The following is a 19,115-nucleotide window of genomic DNA, read 5'->3' as shown; positions in this document are numbered from 1 at the left end:
GAGCACTGCTCTTGACAGGGTTGAGCAGGACTGCGACTGTTGATCTCGACAGAGAGCACTGCTCTCACATCGAGATCGGAGGAACGGACATGGCACTGCACGTGATCGTGGGCAAGGGCGCGGTCGGGGCGACGACGGCGCAGCTGCTCGCCGAACGGGGGCACCGGGTCCGGGTGCTCTCCCGCAGCGGCGGCGCGTCCACCGAGGCGATCGAGCACCGCCGGGTGGACGCGGCCGACGCCGACGCGGTGGCGAGCGCCGCCCGCGGCGCGACCGCCCTGTACAACGCGGTCAACCCCGCCTACCACCGCTGGGCCACCGACTGGCCGCCCGTCGCCGCGGCCCTGCTCGCGGCCGCCGAGCGCACCGGCGCGGTGCTGGTGACGATGTCCAACCTCTACGTCTACGGCCGGCCGAGCGGGCCGATGAGCCCGGAGGACCCGCTGGCCGCCACCGACGTCAAGGGGCGGGTGCGGATCGGGATGTGGCGGGAGGCGCTGGCCGCGCACCAGGCCGGGCGGGTCCGGGTGGCCGAGGCGCGCGCCGCGGACTTCGTCGGCCCGCAGGTGCCGGCCCAGCACTCGCACCTGGTCCGCCAGCTGCCCGCCCTGCGCCGCGGCCGGCGGGCGTGGGTGGTCGGGGACCCCGACGCCCCCCGCAGCTGGGCGTACCTGCCCGACGTGGCCGCCGTCCTGGCCACCCTCGGCACCGACGAGCGGGCCCTCGGTCGCGCCTGGCACGTGCCCAGCGCCGCACCCCGCTCCCAACGGCAGGCGATCGGGGACCTCGCCGGCGCGCTCGGCGTGCCGCCGGTGCCGGTGAGCGGCCTGCCGTGGGCGCTGCTGCGCGGGCTCGGGCTGGTCTCCCCGATGATGCGGGAGGTGGTCGACGTCCGGCACCAGTTCGACCAGGAGTTCGTCGTCGACGCGACCGCCACCACGGCCACCTTCGGGCTGACCGCGACCCCGTGGGCGCACGTCATGGCGGCGACGGCGGGTGCGGTGCCGGCTCCCGCCTGAGGTTCCGGGCCCGCCGGGGCCCTACGGTGGACGGCATGGTCGCTGCCTGGGTCCTCGTCGCCCTGGCGTCGCTCGCCGCGCTCAGCTGCGGCCTCGGCGCCCGCCGGCTCTCCCGCCGTCCGAAGGGGGCCCGCCGATGAGCGAGGCCACCGAGCTGCCGGTCCCGGACACCGTCGACGTCCGCTCGGGCCCGGAGGTCTCCGAGGAGCTGCTCGCCGTCCTCCCGCTGCTGGGGGAGTGGCACGGGGAGGGGCAGGCCGCCGGCGCCGAGGGGGACCACCGGTTCGGCCAGTGGATGCGGTTCAGCCACGACGGCCGCGCGTTCCTCGCCTACGAGTCGCGCACCTGGCGGCTGACCGACGACGGGAAGGTCGTCGGCCCGGCCGTCCGGGAGTCCGGGTTCTGGCGGCCCCGCGGCCAGGACGACGTGGAGCTGCTGGTGGCCAGCCCCGAGGGCCTGGTCGAGCTCTACGTCGGCTCCGCCCGGACGACGACCAGCTGGGAGCTGGCCACCGACGTCCTGGCCCGCACGCCGGACGCGCCCGACGTGACGCGGGCGGTCCGGCTGTACGGCATCGTCGAGGGGGCGCTCATGTACGCCATCGACCGCGCCGGGGCCGACGAGCAGCTCCGCCCGACCATGTCCGCCCGTCTGGAGCGCCTCCGGTGACGGGGCCGGCGCGCACGTCGGGTCGCTCCGCCCAGCCCGGCACCCCCCGCCAGGTGGCCGACCGGTACGTCGACGCGGTCTGCGAGCTCGACCCGATCGTCGCCACCTCGCTGGGGGCCCGCCCCGGTGACGACCGGCTGCCCGATTACAGCCCCGCCGGGCTCGAGGCCGAGGCGCAGCTGGTCCGCGACACCCTCGCCGAGCTGGACCGGGTGCTGGCCGCCGACCCGTCGCTGGCCGAGGACCCGGTCGAGCGGCGCTGCGCGCGGCTGCTGCGCGAGCGGCTGGAGTCCGAGCTGGCGGTCCACGAGGCCGGCGAGGGGCTGCGGGCGCTGTCCAACCTGTTCAGCCCGGTGCACTCGGTCCGCCAGGTCTTCTCCCTCATGCCCACCGCGACCGAGGAGGACTGGGCGGTCATCGGCCGCCGCATGGCCCGTGTCCCGGAGGCCTACCGCGGCTACCGCGCATCCCTGGAGGAGGGCGCCCGCCGGGGTCTGCTCGTCGCACCGCGCCAGGTGCGCACCGTCGTGGCCCAGCTGGAGGAGTGGCTGCTCCTGCCGTACTTCGGCGGGTTCGTGGCCAACGGTCCCGACGCGCTGCGCCCGGAGCTCGACGCCGCCGCCCGGGCCGCCGACCAGGCGGTGGCCGAGATGCGCGACTTCCTCCGCGAGGACTACGGCCCGCGGACGGAGGGGACGCCGGACGCCGTCGGCCGGGAGCGCTACGCGCTGCACGCCCGCCGCTGGACCGGCTCCGACCTGGGCGCCGGCGATGGGCTGGAGGAGGCCTACGCCTGGGGCTGGGCCGAGCACCGGCGGATCCTCGCCGAGCAGCGCACCGAGGCCGAGAAGGTCCTGGTCGGCGCGACGCCGATGGAGGCGATGCGCTGGCTGGCGCTCAACGGTCCGGCCGTCGAGGGCGTGGAGGCGATCCGCGCGCGGCTGCAGGCGATGATGGACGACGCGATCGCGGAGCTGGACGGCACGCACTTCGACCTCGCCGAGCCGGTCCGCCGGGTGGAGGCGATGATCGCCCCGCCCGGCAGCGCCGCCGCGCCGTACTACACCCGGCCGGCGCAGGACTTCTCCCGGCCGGGTCGCACCTGGCTGCCGACGCTCGAGCGCACCCGCTTCCCGCTCTGGGACCTGGTCTCGATCTGGTACCACGAGGGCGTCCCGGGCCATCACCTGCAGCTGGCCCAGTGGGTCCACGTCTCGGGGCAGCTGTCCACCTACCAGGCCTCGCTGGGCTCGGTGGGGGCCAACGTCGAGGGCTGGGCCCTCTACGCCGAGCGGCTGATGGACGAGCTCGGCTACTTCCCCGATCCCGCGACGCGGCTGGGCTTCCTGGACGCGCAGCAGCTGCGGGCGGTCCGGGTGGTGATCGACATCGGAGTGCACCTGGGACTGCCCGTCCCCGATGACGCCGAGGGCGCGCTCGCCGGGCACCGGGGCCGGCCGTGGACACCGGACCTGGCGCGCGCCTTCCTGGGCGAGCACTCCGGCGCCGAGCTCGCCTTCCTCGACAGTGAGCTGGTCCGCTACCTCGGCATCCCGGGGCAGGCGATCAGCTACAAGCTGGGGGAACGGGCCTGGCTGGCCGGCCGGGAGGCGGCGCGTCGGGCCCGCGGGGACGGCTTCGACCTCAAGGCCTGGCACATGGCCGCGCTGTCGCAGGGCTCGCTCGGCCTCGACGACCTCGCCGCCGAGCTGGCGCTGCTGTAGCCGGGGCGGCCCGGGTGGTCGATCAGCCGCGGCGGCGCCGGTCCCGGACCAGGAACGCCGCGCCCAGCGGCAGGGCGAGCAGCACCGAGGTCAGCAGGCCGGGCACGTAGCCCCCGGTGGCGAGCGCGGCGGGCACGTGCGGCACGAGCACGTTGGCCACCATGACGACGGCGAGGACGGTGACCCCCTCGCGGGCCCACGGCCGGGGCCGCTGTCCGGTCGCGGCCAGGACGACGACCAGCGCGGCGACGGTCACCAGCGTGACCGCGACCAGCCAGGCGGGCAGCAGGTGCGGCCCGAGGCCGAGGGCCGCGCCGAGCCCGCCGGCGTCCCCGTCGAGGAAGGCGCGCATCGTCGCTGCCTCCTCGATGTTGTGCGCCGCGAAGCCGGCGAACAACGGCCACGCCCAGCGGTGATCCCCCGCCCGGCGGGAGCCGTCGTGCACCCGCGAATGACCGCTCAGGCGGGGCCGTCGAGGGGCAGGGGGTTGAGCGTGTCTGCGTCCCAGTTGATCCGCTGGGTCGGGAGCACCTCCGCCGCCTCCAGCCCCTCGGCGGCGAGCAGCTCGTCGACGCAGGCCCGGCTGCCGCCGACGTAGGTCGTCACCAGGTCGATGTCGGTGGCCACGAACCACGCGCGGTCGGCCGGCCACCACAGGTTCGCGCTCTGCTCGGCCGGCTCCCGCGCGAGGTTCGCCGCCGCCAGGCCGATCGGCCCCCGGACCAGCCAGTGCTCGCGCCCGGGCAGGGCCAGCGTGGGGTGGTCGGCGACCAGCTCGGCGAAGCCGGACCACACGCCGAACAAGCAGTCGGCCGGGGTGGTCGTGTGCCGGGCCAGCACCCCGGCCAGCCGGTGCGCCACGGTCTCCGGCAGGTGGCCGCGGGCCGGGGCGCCGTCCCAGAGCGGCGACTGGTCGGCCGCCTCGAAGAACTCCATCGCGCCGGTGATCGAGCCCCACTCCATGGCCGGGTGCGCGCGGGTGCCGTTGGCCGCGGCGACCTCCGCCCAGGCGACGTCGACGTCGACGAGCCCGTCGTAGCGGGCCGCGGGGTGGAACACGCGGGCGTAGGCGGCGAAGACCGGGGGCACGAGGCCGCCGACGACGTGCTCCCCCAAGGGGCGTACCGCCTCGGCGATCCAGGCGCCGGCGGAGACGTCGATCTCGACGGGGCGGCCGGCGAACTGCACGGCGGCCTCCCCGGAGAACGGACAACCCCCGGGCTGCTCCGCGGCGCTCTCCCTCCACGAACGAGGGAAGCAGCACGCGGGCCGACTGGACAACGGTCGGCGGCCCGGGGGTCGGGTGACTGTCCGGTTCTCGCTCGCCGCCGTACGGCGGACGGGCGATCGTGCCGTCGTTCGGATTCCACTCCGAACGGGCGGCCCATCACAGACGGCGGCTAGCGGACAGCCACCTCACGAGTCCGATAAGCAAGCAAGATCCGGACCACCTCCCTTCTCGTGTACCTCGACGGTACGTCGCCCCGGCCGGCCCCGGCAACGCGGATTTTCAGCCCTCGGCGGAAGGCCGTTGGTAGACGTCGGGGACACCGTCGGCGTCGCGGTCGACCTGCTCCTCCTCGTACAGGCGCCGGTAGCGGCGGTTGCGCAGTCGGAGCACGACGCTGGCCAGCAGAGCCGCCGCCAGCGTGCCGGTGAGGATGCCCACCTTGGCGTGCTCGTAGGTCTCCGACCCGGCGCCGTAGGCGAGCTCGGTGATCAGCAGGGAGACGGTGAAGCCGATCCCGCCGAGCAGGGCCAGCCCGAGGACGTCGGGCCAGCCCAGCGCCTCGTCGAGCTGGGCGCGGGTGAACCGGGAGACCAGCCAGGTGGAGGCGCTGATGCCGATCGCCTTGCCCGCCACCAGGCCGACGGCGATGCCCACCGCGACGCTGTCGGTGACCGAGGCGCCGAGCCCGGAGAGGCCGCCGACGGCCACCCCGGCGGAGAAGAACGCGAACACCGGGACCGCCACCCCGGCCGACAGCGGCCGCAGCCGGTGCTCGAAGTGCTCGGCCAGGCCCGGGCCGGCGTCCGGGCCGCCCGCGGCCGCGCTGCGCACCACCGGCACCGTGAAGGCCAGCAGCACCCCGGCGACCGTGGCGTGCACGCCGGACTCGTGCACGAGGACCCAGGTTCCCGCCGCGAGCGGCAGCAGCAGCAACCAGGAGCGCACCCGCTTCTGGACCAGCAAGCCGAACAGGGCCAGCGGCACCAGCGCGAGCAGCAGCGGGGCGACCGAGAGGTCCTCGGTGTAGAAGATCGCGATCACCACGATCGCGAGCAGGTCGTCGACCACCGCCAGGGTGAGCAGGAAGGTGCGCAGCGCGCTGGGCAGGTGGGTGCTGATCACCGCCAGGACGGCGAGGGCGAAGGCGATGTCCGTGGCCGAGGGGATGGCCCAGCCGCGCAGGGCGCCGTCGTCCCGGCCGAGGTTGAGCAGGACGAAGAACAGCGCCGGCACCGCCATGCCGCCGATCGCCGCGGCCACGGGCAGCGCCGCCCGGCGCGGCTCGCGCAGGTCGCCGGCGACGAACTCCCGCTTGAGCTCCAGCCCCGCCACGAAGAAGAAGATCGCCAGCAGGCCGTCGGCCGCCCACGTGCCCAGCGCGAGGTCCAGGTGCAGCGGCGCCGGGCCCACCCGGGTGTCGCGCAGGGCCTCGTAGCTCTCCGCCCAGGGCGAGTTGGCCCACACCAGCGCGATCGCCGCGGCTCCCAGCAGCAGCGCGCCGCCGACGGTCTCCTTGCGGAGCACCTCCGCAATCCGGCGGGTCTCGGGCCACGAACCGCGGCCGAAGAGGCGGGTGGGGGTCGTCACGGGGGCAGCTCCAGGCGGTGGGGTCGGTTGATCCACTGCCGACCAGACTTCCCGGCGCACCGTCCACGAACCCTACCGGCGGCCGCCCGCGCGCGGCGTCGGCTCCGCCCGCTGCTCCGTACAGTGGGCGCCGTGGCTCTCCGCTCGGTACCGCCGTGGAGCGGCCGGTGAGGCTCGCCGAGCTCGCCGGGCGCCGGGTCGGCGTCTGGGGCCACGGCCGGGAGGGCCGGGCCGCCGTCCGGGCCGCCGTCTGCGCCGGAGCCGCCGGGATCGTCGTCGTCGACGCGGCGCCGCCGGCCGCCGCCGACCTGCCGCCGGGCGTGCAGGCCGGCTCCGACGTCGCCGCGCTCGCCGGGTGCGACGTCGTCTTCCGCTCCCCGGGGATCAGTCCCTACCGCGAGGACGCGCGGGCCCTCGCCGCCCGCACGACGTTCGCCTCGGGCACCGGCGTCGCGCTCGCCGAGTTCGCCGCCCGGTCGGTGCCGACGCTGTGCGTCACGGGCACGAAGGGGAAGAGCACGACGAGCGCGCTGGCCGCCGCGGTGCTCACCGCCGCCGGCCGGCCCGCGGTGCACGCGGGCAACATCGGCACACCGCTGCTCGACGTGCTCCTCGACCAGGCCGTTCCGGACGGGACGTCGCTGGTGGTCGAGGTGTCCAGCTACCAGGCCGCCGCGGTGGACCACTTCGCCGGCTGCGGCGCGGTGACCGCGCTCGCTCCCGAGCACCTCGACTGGCACGGCGGGGTCGAGGCCTACTACCGGGACAAGCTGCACCTCTTCGCCGGCTGCGGCCCCGCGTCGGTGGTGGTCGGCCCGCAGGCCCGCGGGATCGCGGAGCAGTATCTCGACCCCGCGCAGCTGGTCGACCCGGCCGACGTCGTCCCCCGGGCGCGGCTGGCGGAGTTCCGGCCCGAGCACCTGCCCGGGCTGCACAACGTGGCCAACGTGCACGTCGCGCTGGCCACGGCCGTCCGGATGGGCGTGGACCTGGCCGGGCACCGCGACGCGGTGCGCACCGCCGTCGCGGAGTTCCGCGCGCTGCCGCACCGGCTCTCGCCGGTGGCCACGCTGGGCGGTGTGACCTTCATCGACGACGCGCTGAGCACCACGCCGGTGTCGGTGCTGGCCGCGCTCGACGCGCTGGCCCCGCGGCACGTCACGCTGATCGCCGGCGGCCAGGACCGCGGCCTGGACTTCCGCGACCTGGCCGGCAGCGTCGTCGCGCGGCAGGGGGCGGTGCGGGTGGTCACCATCCCCGACACCGGCGCCCGTCTGGCCGCCGACATCCGTGCCGCAGCGGCCTCCGCCGGGGTGCCTCCTCCGGTCACCGAGACCGCGTCCCTGGCCGACGCGGTGGCCGAGGCGATCGCGACGGCCCCGCAGGACGGGATCGTGCTGCTCTCGCCGGGCGCGCCCAGCTACAACCGCTACCGCAACTACGAGGAGTTGGCACGGACCTATGAGCAGATCCTCGCGGACGCCGGAGCGCAGCGTGTCTGACGAGGTCTTCGTCGTCGCCGACCGCTCCCTGGAGCTCGCCACCGGGGAGGCCGCGTTCTCCTACGAGCTGGCCGGCGACGTGTTCACCGAGCGGCTGACCCTCGACACCGAGCTGCTCGGGGCCGCGGATCCCGCCCGGCTCGACGCGGCGCTCGACCTCGTGCACCTGGTCATGGGCACCAGCTACTACAAGCTGCGGGCACCGGGCCGGGTCGCGGTCGGCCGTCCCCTCACCAAGGCGCAGTACGCCGTCGCCGAGGCCGCCTACACGCACGGGCTCGGCGAGTTCGCGGCGGTGAACCGGCTGCCGGTGCCGCACGCGGTGCAGTGGGACGTCGAGCTCACCGACGACGTCCCGGCGCTCGCGGGCGGCGGCGGGCGGGGCCCGCTGCTGCCGGTCGGCGGCGGCAAGGACTCCGCGCTCGCGCTGGTGGTCGTCTCCCCGGCCACCGCGCTGGCGATCAACCCGACCGACGCCCAGCGCGACGTCGCCCGCGCCGCCGGGGTGCCGCTGATCGGCGTGCGGCGGCGGCTGGACCCGCTGCTGGCCGTGCGGACGGCCGACGGCGGGCTCAACGGGCACGTGCCGGTGACCGCGATCAACTCGGCGATCTCGACGCTGGTCGCCGTCCTGGGCGGCTTCGACCCGGTGGTGTTCGCCAACGAGCGCTCCGCCGACGAGGAGACGCTGGAGATCGACGGCGCCCGGGTGAACCACCAGTACTCGAAGTCCTACGAATTCGAGCGGCTGTTCGCCGCGGCCGCCGGCGAGCTGGGCGTCGGCTACTTCAGCCTCACCCGCCAGCTGTCGGAGCTGGCGACCGTCGCCGCGGTGGCGAACCTGCCCGGCCTGCGCGGCGAGATCCTCAGCTGCAACCGCTCCTACACGCAGCGGCACCTGGGGGGCGAGGCGACCCAGCGGTGGTGCCTGCACTGCGACAAGTGCCTGTTCACCTTCCTGTGCTTTGCGGTCTTCCTCACGCCGGACGCGGCCGTCGAGATGTTCGGCGGCAACCCGCTGGAGGACCTCTCCCTGGCCGGCGGATTCCGCCGGCTGTGGGCGACGGAGAAGCCCTTCGACTGCGTGGGGGAGCGGGCCGAGAGCGCCGCTGCCATGGCGCACCTGGCGGGCAGCCGGGCGTGGGGCGGGTGCCCGGTGGTGCGCGAGCTCGGGGGTGAGGCGGCCTCCTTCGCCGCGGTCACGGGGGCCACGGTCGCCGGTTTCCTGGAGCCCCGCGGCGAGCACGCGGTGCCCGAGGCCCACCTCGGCCCGCTGCGGCGGGTGCTCGCGGAGGGCCGCCCGCCGGTCACGTGAGCGTCGCGCGGCGGCTGGCCGTGATCGAGGGGGCGGTGCTGCGGCCCGGTGCCCGCGACGTCACCGCCCTGGGCGCGGCGGTGCGCGGCCAGCTCGCCCGGCTGGCGGGCGCCCTGGCCGCCGCCGGGGCCGCCGGCGCCCGGGTGGGCCTGGTCACCGGCGTGCACATCGCCTGGGCGCCGACCCCGGCCGCCGAGACCGACGGCCCGGTCGGGACGGCCGTCCTCGCGCGGGCGCTGGCGTTGCTGGGGGCCGAGCCGGTCGTGCTCACCGACGAGCCCTGCGCGGTGGTGACCGGCGCCTGCCTGGGCGTGCTGGGCGCCGGCCGGCTGCGGGTGGTGCCGGCCGATGCCGGCGAGGCCGCGGTGGCCGGTGCGGTCGCCGCGCTCGAACCGGCGGTCCTGGTGGCGGTCGAGCGGCTGGGGCCCAACGCCGCGGGACGGGTGATGACCATGCGGGCGGTGGACATCACGCCGTCCACCGCGCCGCTGCACGCGGCCTTCGCCGTGCCCGGGCCCGTCACCGGCGCGGTCGGCGACGGCGGCAACGAGATCGGCATGGGCAACGTGCCGGCCGAGGTGGTCGCCGCCGCGGTGGCGCACGGGGCGCGGATCGCCTGCCGCGTGCCGGTGGACGCTCTCACCGTGGCGGGCACCTCCAACTGGGGGTGCTCCGCGCTGGTCGCCGCGCTGGCGGTGCTGGTCCCCCGGCACGCCGCGGCGCTGGCCGCGCTGCTCGACCCGGCGGTGGACGCCGCGCTGCTCGAGGTCGCCGGCGCGGCCGGCGGCATCGACGGCGTCACCGGGCTGCCCGGCGCCTCGGTCGACGGCGTGCCGGTGACCGCCTACGCCGATCTGCTCGCCCAACTGCGGGAACTGGCGCAGGCATAGGCTCGGCCGCGTGGCAGACCGGCACGGACCTGAGCTGGCCGCGCCGCTGGCCGAGCGCCTGCGGGCCCGCGGCCTGCGGCTGACGACCCAGCGGCAGCGGGTGCTCGCCGCCGTCGCTGCGCTGGAGCACGCGACTCCCGAGGCCATCGGCGCGCGGCTGCGCGAGGAGGCCGGCCCCGACGGGGCCGCCCCGGACACCTCCACGGTCTACCGGACCCTCGAGCTGCTCGAGCGGCTGGGCCTGGTGTGGCACACCCACCTGGGCAAGGGCGCGCCGGTCTACCACGCCGCCGAGCACCCCCACCTGCACGTCGTCTGCCAGGGGTGCGGCGAGATCACCTCGGCCGACCCGGCGCTGCTCGCCGCCGCGGCGGAACGTCTGGCCGCCGATCTCGGTTTCCAGCTCGACGTGGGACACGTCGCGCTGTCCGGGACGTGCCGGGCCTGCCGCGGACGAGCCGGAACGGAGCACTCATGACCGCCTCACCCCTCCTGTCGCTACCCGGTGCCGTGCCGGTGGAGGACGGGTCCGTCCCCGCCCACTACGGCGACCCGCTGCGCGAGCAGCGCGCGCTCGCCGAGGGCGCCGGGCTGGTCGATCGCAGCGACCGGGACGTGCTGACCGTCCCCGGCGCCGACCGGCTCTCCTGGCTGCACAGCCTCACCAGCCAGCACCTCGACCGGCTCGCCGACGGCGCCGGCACCGAGGCGCTGCTGCTGTCCCCGAACGGACACGTCGAGCACCACCTGGTGCTGGCCGAGCTGGGCGGCACCACCTGGGCCGACGTCGAGCCGGGCACGGGCGCGGCGCTGCGGGACTTCCTCGACCGGATGCGCTTCATGCTCCGCGTGGAGCCGGCCCTGGTCACCGGCGAGTGGGCGCTGCTGTCGCTGGTCGGGCCGCGGGCGGGCGAGGTGCTGGCCGCCGCCGGCCTGCCGCTCCCGCCGGCGCCGTACGCGGTGGCCGCCACGGACGGCGGGGGCTGGGTGCGCCGCATGCCGCCGCTCGGGGACGGCGCCGACGCGGTCGACCTGCTCGTGCCCCGCGCCGAGCTGGCCGCCCGCGCGCAGGCGCTGCGCGAGGCGGGTGCGACCCCGGCCGGCCTCGACGCCTTCGAGGCGCTGCGGGTGGAGGCCCGCCGTCCCCGCATCGGCGTGGACACCGACCACCGCACGATCCCCAACGAGACCGGCTGGCTGACCACCGCCGTCCACCTGGACAAGGGCTGCTACCGCGGCCAGGAGACCGTGGCCCGGGTGCACAACCTGGGCCGGCCGCCCCGGCGGCTGGTCCTCCTGCACCTCGACGGGCTCAGCGAGGAGCTGCCGGCGCCGGGCACGCCGGTCTCCGCCGGCGCCCGCGAGGTGGGTCGGCTGGGCACCGTCGTCCGCCACCACGAGCTGGGCGTCGTCGGGCTGGCGCTGGTCAAGCAGTCGGTGAAGACCGACGCCGAGCTCACCGCCGGCGGCGCGCGGGCGGCGATCGACCCGGACGACGCCCCGGCCGAGCTCGACGACTCCCGGGCGGCCGCGCGGGATCGCGTGCGGGCCGTCCGATCTGCCACCATCCCCCGGTGACCCCGACTGGCTTCCCCGCCGGCACGCTGATCACGGTCGCTCCCACGGGGGCGGAGTCCGCCAAGGCCGACGTCCCGGCGCTGCCGGTGACCGTCGAGGAGGTGGTGGCCACCGCGCGGGACTGCCAGGCGGTCGGCGCGGCGGTGATCCACCTGCACATCCGGGACGCCGAGACCCGGCCCACCCTCGACCTCGGGTACGTGCGCGAGGTGGTCGCCGCTGTCCGGGAGGCCACCGACCTCGTCGTCCAGCTCTCGACCGGCGGAGCGGTGACCGACCCGTTCGACGCCCGGCTGGCCGTCCTCGACGCCGCGCCCGACGCCGCCTCGCTCTCGCTGGGCACGGTGAACTTCGGCCGCGACGTGTTCAGCAACCCCTGGGACCTCATCGTCGAGCTGCACACGCAGATGCAGCAGCGCGGCATCGTCCCGGAGTACGAGGTGTTCGACCTCGGCCACCTGGCCACACTGGCCCGGCTGCTCGACCGGCACGGCCCGCCGCACGGCGGCCACGTGCACGCCGACCTCGTCATGGGGGTGCCCGGCGGGATGCCCGGCACCGCGCAGGCGCTGACCGCGTGCCTGCCCTTCCTGCCGGCCGGCGCCACCTTCGCCGCGACCGGGGTCGGTCGTACCTCGCTGCCGGTGATGCTCGCGGCGCTGTCGGCCGGCGGGCATCTGCGGGTGGGCATGGAGGACACGCTCACCTACGCCCCCGGCGAGCCGGTGCGGGACAACGCGCAACTGGTGGCCCGCGCGGCCGGACTTGCCCGGATCGCGCAGCGCCCGCCGATGAGTACTAGCGACGCCCGCACCCTGCTGGGCATCTCGCCGCGCACTCCCGTGGAGGCATCTCCGTGACCCGCGAACCGATCCCCGCCGGCGGCGCCGCCGTCGACGCGCTGCTCGACCCCGGCTTCCTCGAGGCCGCGGTGCAGCGGCCGATGGCCGACGTCCGCCGGCTGCGCCGCCAGGCCGAGCAGGAGGAGGTCAACCTCTCCTACACCCGCCGGCTGCTGCAGGGCCGGCTGGACATCGTCCGCCGCGAGCTGCAGCGCCGCGCCGAGGACGACGGCCGCTCGCTGGTCGACCTGCTGCCGGAGATCCTCGCGGAGAAGGGCCGCGGCCCCGCGCACGGCCTCGGCCGGCACCAGACGGTGCAGCCGGCCGCGCCCGAGGAGTACGAGTCCTGGGTGAACGCGCTGACCCCGGGCGTGGACCTCTCGGCGGTCCCCGAGCTGGCCGACGCCGACCTGGAGCGGGCCGCGCGCGCCCTGGCCACCGCCGAGGGCTCGCTGTCGGAGCGGCGCCGCGGCGTCCAGCGGGTCATGGACGGGCTGGCCGCCGAGCTCGGCCGCCGGTACCAGGACGGCGAGGCCGACGTCGCGGCGCTGCTCGCCGCCGAGGGCCGGCACTGAAAGAGGACTCCCTTGCCCCCCACCACTCGCACGCTCGCGGTGGGCCCCTGCAAGGGGGCCGGGTGACTTCCTGGCCCGAGAGCCCCGTGATGGTCGAGGTGTGGCGCGCGGGGTTCCTCGAGTCGGTGCACCGCGGCGCGCTGGTCGCCGTCGGTGCCGACGGGCGCGTGCTCCTCGCCGCCGGGGACGTCGACCGGCCGGTGCTGCCTCGCTCGGCGAACAAGCCGGTACAGGCGACCGCGCTGCTGGCAGCCGGCTGGGCGCCCCGCTCCGGCGAGGAGCTGGCGATCGGTGCCGGCTCGCACTCCGGTGAGGACGGCCACCGGGAGCTGGTCGCCGGGATGCTGGCCGCCGTCGGGTTGACCCCCGACGCCCTGGGCTGCCCGCCGGCCCTGCCCTCGCACGAGGGCACGCGCGCCGCCTGGCTGATGGCCGGGCGGGCGCCGGAGCGGCCGGCGATGAACTGCTCGGGCAAGCACGCGGCGATGCTGTCGGCCTGCGTGGCGGCCGGCTGGCCCATCGACGGCTACCTGGACCCCGCGCACCCGCTGCAGCAGGCGATCGAGGCCCGGCTGGCCGAGACCGCCGAGTCGCCGGTGGCCGCCGTCGTCGTGGACGGCTGCGGCGCGCCCCAGCACGCGCTGCCGCTGAGCGGCCTGGCCCGCGGCGTGCTGGCGCTGGTCGAGGCGCCGCCGGGGAGCCCCGAGCGGGCGGTCGCCGACGCCATGCGGGCCGCCCCGTGGTTCGTCGCCGGCACGGGGCGGGAGGACACCGAGCTGATGCGCGCGGTGGGCGGGCTGCTGGTCAAGGGCGGCGCCGACGGCGTGCACGTGGCTGCGCTGCCCGGCCGCGGTGCGGTGGCGCTCAAGCTGGACGACGGCGGCGACCGCGGCCGCATGCCGGCCCTGTGCGCCGGGCTGCGGCGGCTCGGCGTCCCGGCCGAGCAGCTGGCCCGGTGGGCGCTGACGCCGGTGTCGGGTGGGGACGGCGTGGTCGGCGAGGTGCTCGCGGCCGCGCTGCTGGAAGGTTGAGCCGAACCGCGCGGATGTGAGCCGTCTCACCCCGGAAGTGCTTGCTCTACCGCTTGCAAGAGTTAGCAGCCGGCGCTAGCGTCGGACCCGTGCAGACGCCCGGGGAATTCGTCCGCGACCAGGTGACCACCGTCCGAGAGAAGGTGGACCAACTGGCGGGCAACGTCGCGGAGACGGTGGCCGCGGAGCGGTCCAAGGTCTCCGCGACCAGCACGCAGGTCGGGGAGTTCATCCGGGAGCAGCGCAACGCCGCCCGGGTGTCCCTCCGGGAGCTCGCCCGCACGGCCGGGGTGAGCAACCCGTACCTGTCGCAGGTGGAGCGGGGGCTGCGCAAGCCCTCGGCGGAGATCCTGGCCGCCATCGCCAAGGGGCTGAAGATCTCGGCCGAGACGCTCTACGAGCAGGCCGGGATCCTCGACCGCCGGTCCGGCAACCCGGACACCGTGGCGGCGATCCGCTCCGACCCCTCGCTCTCCGAGCGGCACAAGGCCGTCCTGCTCGAGCTCTACGAGACCTACGTCCGGGAGCACACCGCGAGCTCCGCCACCGAGCACCCCGCACCGCAGACCTCTCCCTCCCGCGCATCGAAGGAGTCGGCATGACCGCCACCCAGACCCTCAAGCACGTCGGCGAGACCGTCGCCGTCCGCAACAAGACCGCCCTGCTGGCCGCCGTCGGCGCCGGTGACCTGGCCGTCGAGCGCGCCCGCTCCGTCGTCGGCTCGCTCGTCCAGCGGGCCGAGGCCCTGCCCGGCGAGGCCCAGGTCCAGGCCGACCTGGCCGCCAAGGAGGCCCGCACCCGTGCCGGGGAGGCCGCCGGCCGCGCCCGCGGCGCCGTGCAGTCCGCCCGCACCTCCGCGCAGCACGTGGCCGCCGCCGTCCGCCCCGACGCGGTCGTGGGCACCGTGACCGGCCTGGTCAGCGTGGCCCGCACCCAGGCGGTGGCCACGATCGAGTCCCTCGCCGTGCGCGGCGCCGAGGTGGTCGAGGAGCTGCGCCGCCAGCCCGGGTTCCGCACGGTGGTCAGCCGCGCCGAGCGCGCCGTGGACGCGGTCGAGGACCGGCTCGAGGACATCCTCGAGGAGACGGCCGAGACCGTCAGCGAGGCCTCCGACGAGGTGACCTCGCGGGCGCAGAAGACCTCGGCGAAGGTGACGAAGGCCGTGGACCGGGTCGAGGAGAAGACCTCCTCCGCGGCCGAGGCGGCCACGTCGACCCTCACCGTCGCCGAGGAGCCCGCCCCGGCCAAGCCGGCCAAGAAGCCCTCGGCGGCCCGCAAGAGCAACAAGGCCACGACCTCGGCGCGGGTCACCCGTGCCCGCACGGCCAAGCGCACCGACCCCACCGCGGTGCCCGCCAAGACCGACGACTGACCCTCGCACCCGCCGCAGGGCCCCCGAGCCGCACCGCGCTCGGGGGCCCTGCGGCGTTCGGAACCCGCCCTGACCTGGGCGCGGTGCCGAACCGGTGCTGCGCGCTGCTCTCGCCCCAGGGTGTCGGCGAGTACCCTTCGGGCATGCCGTCCTTCGACGGGGTCGTCTACCTCGTCCTCCTCTACGGAGCCCTGGCGCTGACCGCGTGGGCCTTCATCGACGCGCTGATCCGCCCGGCCGCCGGCTACGTCGCGACGGGGAAGCTCACCAAGCCCGCCTGGGGAGCGATCACCGGACTGGCGGTGCTGGTCATCCTCTGGCAGGGGCCCATGAGCTTCCTCGGGCTGCCGGCCGTCATCGCGGCCATCGTCTACCTCGTCGACGTACGGCCCGCCGTCCGCGGGCTGCGCCGGGGCGGCAGCAGCTGGTGAGACCGCCGGCCGTCGTCGTCACCGGCTGTCGGCCGGGATGAGCACCCACAGCAGCAGGTAGGCGATGAACTGCGGTCCGGGCAGGATGCAGGAGAGCACGAACGCCAGCCGCAGGGCGGTCACCGACAGGCCGTAGCGCCGGGCCAGGCCCGCGCAGACGCCGGCGATCACGCGGTGCCGGGTGTCACGGCGGAGCGGGGGACGGCGCGCGGGCGAGGTCATGGTGCCGACCCTACGGTTCCGGCCATGCTCCTGCGTGCGGTTCCGGGCGACCTCACCGCGGCCGACGTCGACGGGCTCGGCACCGCCACCCCGGGGCTGCTCGGCCGCCGTCCACGGCTGGCCGCTGACCGGCGTTGCCGTCCAGGCGGTCGCGGGGCGCCGGCGGCGTTCCAGGCTGCGCTCAGCGGCTGAAGACACCCTCCGGCGGCTCGGGCGAGGCGACCGCGTCGGCGTCGTGCACCGGTCGGGCCCCGCCGGCGAACGCGACCAGGTCCGCGCCCTCCACCACCCGGCTGGGCATGGGGTCGGAGGCGCACCGGCGGACCAGCGCGGGGATCGGTAGCGCGGCATCGGAGGCGACGGCCACCGCGTTGCCGAAGCGGCGGCCGCGCAGGGCGCCGGGTTCAGCGAGCAGGCAGACGGAGCGGAAGACCGCGCCCAGCGTCGCCACCTGCGAGCGGGCGAACCGCAGCGGCGGTCCGTCGGCCACGTTGACGACGAAGACCCCGCCCGGGCGCAGCACGCGCCGGGCCTGCGCCGCGTACTCGACGCTGGTCAGGTGTGCCGGGGTGCGGGCGCCGGCGAAGACGTCGCTGACCACGACGTCGGCGGAGGCCGCCGGTAGCGCCTCGAGGCCGGCGCGGGCGTCGGCGGCGCGGACCCGGATGCGGGCGCCGCGCGGGAGCGGCAGGTGGGCGCGGACCAGGTCGGTCAGCCGCTGGTCGATCTCGACCACCCGCTGCCGGGAGCCGGGGCGGGTCACCGCGACGTAGCGGGGGAGGGTGAGGGCGCCGCCACCCAGGTGGACGGCGTCGATCGGCTGCCCCTCCTCGGCCACCAGGTCGAGGACGTGGCCCATCCGGCGGACGTACTCGAACTCCAGGTGCGCCGGGTCGTCGAGGTCGACGTGCGACTGGGGAGTGTCGTTCACCAGGAGCACCCACGAGCCGTCCCGGTCGGCGTCCCCCAGGAGCTCGGCGGTGCCGCCGTCGACCTCGGTGGGCCCGGGCGGGAGGACGGGTTCGGTGCGCTGTGAACGTGCCACGGGGAGTCATCGTCCCCGCAGGAGCAGCTCGGCCGCCGGGTCGCCCCCGACGAGCACCTCGGCCGGGCGGCCCAGAGCCGGCGCAGCAGGTGCGCGCCGGTCGCCTCCAGCCGGTTCGGTGCGGCGGTTCAGACCGGGGCGACGGCCGACCAGCGCACGGTCACCTCGCCGTGCTTCCAGCGGCGGGTGGACCCGACCAGTGGCCAGCCCTGCTCGGCCAGGGCCTCGACGGCCGCCGTCCAGCGCTGGCGGGCGCCGAAGGTGGACAGGCCCGCGGCGGAGGCCCACGCCGCGTCCAGGGCGCGCAGGAACTCGTGGACCGGCTGGCCGGGGACGTTGTGGTGGATGAGCGCCTTGGGCAGCCGCTCGGCGAGGTCCGACGGCGAACCGAGATCGGTCACCCGGGCCGACAGCGTCAGGGTCAGCGGCCCGTCGGCGTCCAGCGCCACCCACGCCGCGCGGCGGCCCCACTCGTCGCTGGTGCCCTCGACCAGCAGGCCGCCCGGGCCCAGCGCGGCCCGCATGGTCTCCCAGGCGTGCGCTGCCGACTCCAGGTCGTACTGGCGCAGCACGTTGAACGCCCGCACCAGCACCGGCCGCAGCCCGGCCAGCTCGAAGCCGCCTACCCGGAAGTCCACCCGCGGCGGGTCCCGGTCGGCCGCCACCGCCGCCACCCGCGCCGGGTCGATCTCCAGGCCGACCACCTCCAGGCCGTGCACCTCGGGCCCGAGCCGGTCGGCCATCTCCAGCGTGGTCACCGCCGAGGAGCCGTAGCCGAGGTCGACGACGAGGGGACGGGCGGCGTCCCGCAGCCGGGGAATCTGGGTGGCCACCACCCAGCGGTCGACCCGGCGCAGCCGATTGGTGTTGGTGGTACCGCGCGTCGGCAGGCCCAGGGCACGCGCCCGCCCGGCGGCCAGCCGCGGGTTCGCCTTCCGGGGAGCGAGCACCGCCCGGCGCTTGTGGTCTCCGCCTCCTGCCTCGCTCACCGGTCCAGAGCCTAGCCCCGGTTAGCGTGGGCGGGTGCAGGTCCGACGCGACGCCCGGCTCGCCGAGCTCACCACGCTGGGGGTGGGCGGCCCGATCGACCGGCTCGTCGAGGTCACCGACGCGGCGGAGCTGGTCGACGCCGTGCGGGACGCCGACGAGGCCGGCCGGCCGCTGCTCGTCCTCGGCGGCGGGTCCAACCTCGTCGCCCCCGATGCGGGGTGGCCCGGGGACGTGGTCCTCATCCGCAGCGGCGGCGTCGAGCGCGCCGGCTCCCGGCTGGAGGTGCAGGCCGGGGAGCCGTGGGACGACCTCGTGGCGTTCACCGTCGATCAGCGGCTCGCCGGGTTGGAGGCGATGTCCGGCATCCCCGGCTCGACCGGCGCCACCCCCGTGCAGAACGTCGGCGCCTACGGCCAGGAGGTCGCCCAGGCCATCACCGCGGTCCGCGTCTACGACCGGGCGGAGAAGGCCGAGCGCACCCTGTCGCCCGCCGAGTGCGGGTTCGCCTACCGCGACAGCCGGCTCAAGCGCGAGCCGGGCCGCTTCGTCGTCCTCACCGTCACCTTCGAGCTGGAGCCCGGCGAGCGCTCCCGGCCGGTCGGCTACGCCGAGCTCGCCCGCACGCTCGGCGTCGAGCTCGGCGCGAGCGCCCCGCTGGCCGACGTCCGGACCGCGGTGCTGCAGCTGCGCCGCGGGAAGGGGATGGTGCTCGACCCGGCCGACCCCGACAGCCGCAGCGCCGGGTCGTTCTTCACCAACCCGGTCATCCCGGCGGCGCGGGCGGTCGAGGGCTGCCCGAGCTGGCCCGCCGGGGACGGGCAGGTCAAGCTCAGCGCAGCCTGGCTGGTGCAGCACGCAGGGTTCGGCCGCGGCACCCGGCAGGGGCACGTGGGGACGTCGTCCCGGCACAGCCTCGCGCTCACCACCGAGGAGGGCGCGACCGCCGCCGAGCTGCTCGCCTTCGCCGACACGATCGTCGCGACCGTGCGGCAGCGCTTCGGCGTCGAGCTGGTGAGGGAACCGACCGCCGTCCAGCCCTAGCCTGGGCCCCCTCCCGGGCGCCGCCCCGAGCGTGCGAGGGGTGCGGAGGA

The 19,115-nt window shown here is 76.4% G+C and carries 22 protein-coding genes; 16 read left to right on the top strand and 6 right to left on the bottom strand.

Annotation, left to right across the window (positions count from 1 at the left end; all coding sequences use genetic code 11):
• Window positions 1-89 precede the first annotated feature (89 nt).
• From BMZ50_RS01075 to BMZ50_RS01065, 3 genes are all read left to right on the top strand, one after another.
• Window positions 90-1,019 carry an NAD-dependent epimerase/dehydratase family protein gene (locus BMZ50_RS01075; RefSeq protein ID WP_091320040.1) on the top strand — a complete coding sequence of 310 codons (930 nt, stop codon included), beginning with the start codon at window positions 90-92 and terminating at the stop codon, window positions 1,017-1,019.
• A gap of 136 nt (window positions 1,020-1,155) precedes the next feature.
• The gene (locus tag BMZ50_RS01070) at window positions 1,156-1,689 is read left to right on the top strand and encodes a heme-binding beta-barrel domain-containing protein (RefSeq protein WP_091320035.1); all 534 of its coding nucleotides are present in this window, start codon (window positions 1,156-1,158) and stop codon (window positions 1,687-1,689) included.
• Window positions 1,686-3,413, top strand: a complete 1,728-nt coding sequence (locus BMZ50_RS01065; RefSeq protein WP_091320026.1) for a DUF885 domain-containing protein — start codon at window positions 1,686-1,688, stop codon at window positions 3,411-3,413. Before BMZ50_RS01070 ends, BMZ50_RS01065 begins: the two co-directional genes overlap by 4 nt.
• A gap of 22 nt (window positions 3,414-3,435) precedes the next feature.
• Here the strand turns inward: BMZ50_RS01065 and BMZ50_RS01060 are convergent, their stop codons facing one another.
• From BMZ50_RS01060 to nhaA, 3 genes are all read right to left on the bottom strand, one after another.
• Window positions 3,436-3,858, bottom strand: a complete 423-nt coding sequence (locus tag BMZ50_RS01060) for an HXXEE domain-containing protein (protein ID WP_177212576.1) — start codon at window positions 3,856-3,858, stop codon at window positions 3,436-3,438.
• Window positions 3,859-3,872: 14 nt separating this feature from the next.
• The gene (locus BMZ50_RS23900) at window positions 3,873-4,601 is read right to left on the bottom strand and encodes a hypothetical protein (protein ID WP_091320022.1); all 729 of its coding nucleotides are present in this window, start codon (window positions 4,599-4,601) and stop codon (window positions 3,873-3,875) included.
• A gap of 322 nt (window positions 4,602-4,923) precedes the next feature.
• Window positions 4,924-6,231, bottom strand: a complete 1,308-nt coding sequence (gene nhaA, locus BMZ50_RS01050; protein WP_091320019.1) for a Na+/H+ antiporter NhaA — start codon at window positions 6,229-6,231, stop codon at window positions 4,924-4,926.
• A gap of 167 nt (window positions 6,232-6,398) precedes the next feature.
• Between nhaA and murD the strand changes: the two genes are divergently transcribed.
• The 11 genes from murD (at window position 6,399) to BMZ50_RS00995 (ending at window position 15,767) form a co-directional block, all read left to right on the top strand.
• Complete coding sequence (murD, locus tag BMZ50_RS01045; RefSeq protein WP_177212575.1) at window positions 6,399-7,733, top strand: UDP-N-acetylmuramoyl-L-alanine--D-glutamate ligase; 1,335 nt, start codon at window positions 6,399-6,401, stop codon at window positions 7,731-7,733.
• A complete protein-coding gene (locus tag BMZ50_RS01040) occupies window positions 7,726-9,048 on the top strand; it encodes a MurL-like N-terminal domain-containing (protein WP_091320011.1) in 1,323 nt (440 codons plus the stop codon). Before murD ends, BMZ50_RS01040 begins: the two co-directional genes overlap by 8 nt.
• Window positions 9,045-9,938, top strand: a complete 894-nt coding sequence (locus BMZ50_RS01035) for a glutamate cyclase domain-containing protein (RefSeq protein WP_091320007.1) — start codon at window positions 9,045-9,047, stop codon at window positions 9,936-9,938. The genes BMZ50_RS01040 and BMZ50_RS01035 overlap by 4 nt, the downstream gene beginning before the upstream one ends.
• A 10-nt stretch (window positions 9,939-9,948) precedes the next feature.
• Window positions 9,949-10,416, top strand: a complete 468-nt coding sequence (locus tag BMZ50_RS01030; protein WP_218146036.1) for a Fur family transcriptional regulator — start codon at window positions 9,949-9,951, stop codon at window positions 10,414-10,416.
• Window positions 10,413-11,516, top strand: a complete 1,104-nt coding sequence (gene ygfZ / locus BMZ50_RS01025) for a CAF17-like 4Fe-4S cluster assembly/insertion protein YgfZ (RefSeq protein WP_091320003.1) — start codon at window positions 10,413-10,415, stop codon at window positions 11,514-11,516. Before BMZ50_RS01030 ends, ygfZ begins: the two co-directional genes overlap by 4 nt.
• Window positions 11,513-12,376, top strand: a complete 864-nt coding sequence (locus BMZ50_RS01020) for a beta-keto acid cleavage family enzyme (RefSeq protein WP_091320000.1) — start codon at window positions 11,513-11,515, stop codon at window positions 12,374-12,376. The genes ygfZ and BMZ50_RS01020 overlap by 4 nt, the downstream gene beginning before the upstream one ends.
• Window positions 12,373-12,933, top strand: coding sequence for an RsiG family protein (locus BMZ50_RS01015; protein ID WP_091319997.1), 561 nt, complete (start codon window positions 12,373-12,375; stop codon window positions 12,931-12,933). The genes BMZ50_RS01020 and BMZ50_RS01015 overlap by 4 nt, the downstream gene beginning before the upstream one ends.
• A gap of 62 nt (window positions 12,934-12,995) precedes the next feature.
• A complete protein-coding gene (locus tag BMZ50_RS01010) occupies window positions 12,996-13,964 on the top strand; it encodes an asparaginase (RefSeq protein ID WP_245753224.1) in 969 nt (322 codons plus the stop codon).
• Between the two features lie 89 nt (window positions 13,965-14,053).
• Window positions 14,054-14,566 carry a helix-turn-helix domain-containing protein gene (locus BMZ50_RS01005; RefSeq protein WP_091319994.1) on the top strand — a complete coding sequence of 171 codons (513 nt, stop codon included), beginning with the start codon at window positions 14,054-14,056 and terminating at the stop codon, window positions 14,564-14,566.
• A complete protein-coding gene (locus tag BMZ50_RS01000; protein ID WP_091319990.1) occupies window positions 14,563-15,336 on the top strand; it encodes a hypothetical protein in 774 nt (257 codons plus the stop codon). Before BMZ50_RS01005 ends, BMZ50_RS01000 begins: the two co-directional genes overlap by 4 nt.
• A gap of 143 nt (window positions 15,337-15,479) precedes the next feature.
• Window positions 15,480-15,767 carry a DUF2516 family protein gene (locus BMZ50_RS00995; protein ID WP_091320983.1) on the top strand — a complete coding sequence of 96 codons (288 nt, stop codon included), beginning with the start codon at window positions 15,480-15,482 and terminating at the stop codon, window positions 15,765-15,767.
• An 18-nt stretch (window positions 15,768-15,785) separates the two neighbouring features.
• Here BMZ50_RS00995 and BMZ50_RS00990 read toward each other — a convergent pair whose 3' ends face one another.
• Window positions 15,786-15,989, bottom strand: coding sequence for a PspC domain-containing protein (locus BMZ50_RS00990; RefSeq protein WP_091319987.1), 204 nt, complete (start codon window positions 15,987-15,989; stop codon window positions 15,786-15,788).
• Window positions 15,990-16,013: 24 nt separating this feature from the next.
• Between BMZ50_RS00990 and BMZ50_RS23895 the strand changes: the two genes are divergently transcribed.
• Window positions 16,014-16,181 carry a hypothetical protein gene (locus BMZ50_RS23895; protein WP_177212574.1) on the top strand — a complete coding sequence of 56 codons (168 nt, stop codon included), beginning with the start codon at window positions 16,014-16,016 and terminating at the stop codon, window positions 16,179-16,181.
• Here the strand turns inward: BMZ50_RS23895 and BMZ50_RS00985 are convergent.
• Together BMZ50_RS00985 and BMZ50_RS00980 are read right to left on the bottom strand one after the other, a co-directional pair.
• A complete protein-coding gene (locus tag BMZ50_RS00985; protein WP_091319984.1) occupies window positions 16,171-17,034 on the bottom strand; it encodes a spermidine synthase in 864 nt (287 codons plus the stop codon). The two genes, BMZ50_RS23895 and BMZ50_RS00985, sit on opposite strands and share 11 nt — an antisense overlap.
• A gap of 128 nt (window positions 17,035-17,162) precedes the next feature.
• Window positions 17,163-18,023, bottom strand: coding sequence for a class I SAM-dependent methyltransferase (locus BMZ50_RS00980; protein ID WP_091319981.1), 861 nt, complete (start codon window positions 18,021-18,023; stop codon window positions 17,163-17,165).
• A gap of 34 nt (window positions 18,024-18,057) precedes the next feature.
• Between BMZ50_RS00980 and BMZ50_RS00975 the strand changes: the two genes are divergently transcribed.
• Window positions 18,058-19,065 carry a UDP-N-acetylmuramate dehydrogenase gene (locus tag BMZ50_RS00975; protein WP_091319977.1) on the top strand — a complete coding sequence of 336 codons (1,008 nt, stop codon included), beginning with the start codon at window positions 18,058-18,060 and terminating at the stop codon, window positions 19,063-19,065.
• The last annotated feature ends 50 nt before the right edge of the window (window positions 19,066-19,115 follow it).

It is taken from the genome of Geodermatophilus ruber, assembly GCF_900114385.1.
Taxonomy (GTDB): Bacteria; Actinomycetota; Actinomycetes; order Mycobacteriales; family Geodermatophilaceae; genus Geodermatophilus; species Geodermatophilus ruber.
Note: the sequence above shows the minus strand (reverse complement) of the source record. Positions and strands in the feature narration are given on the sequence as shown.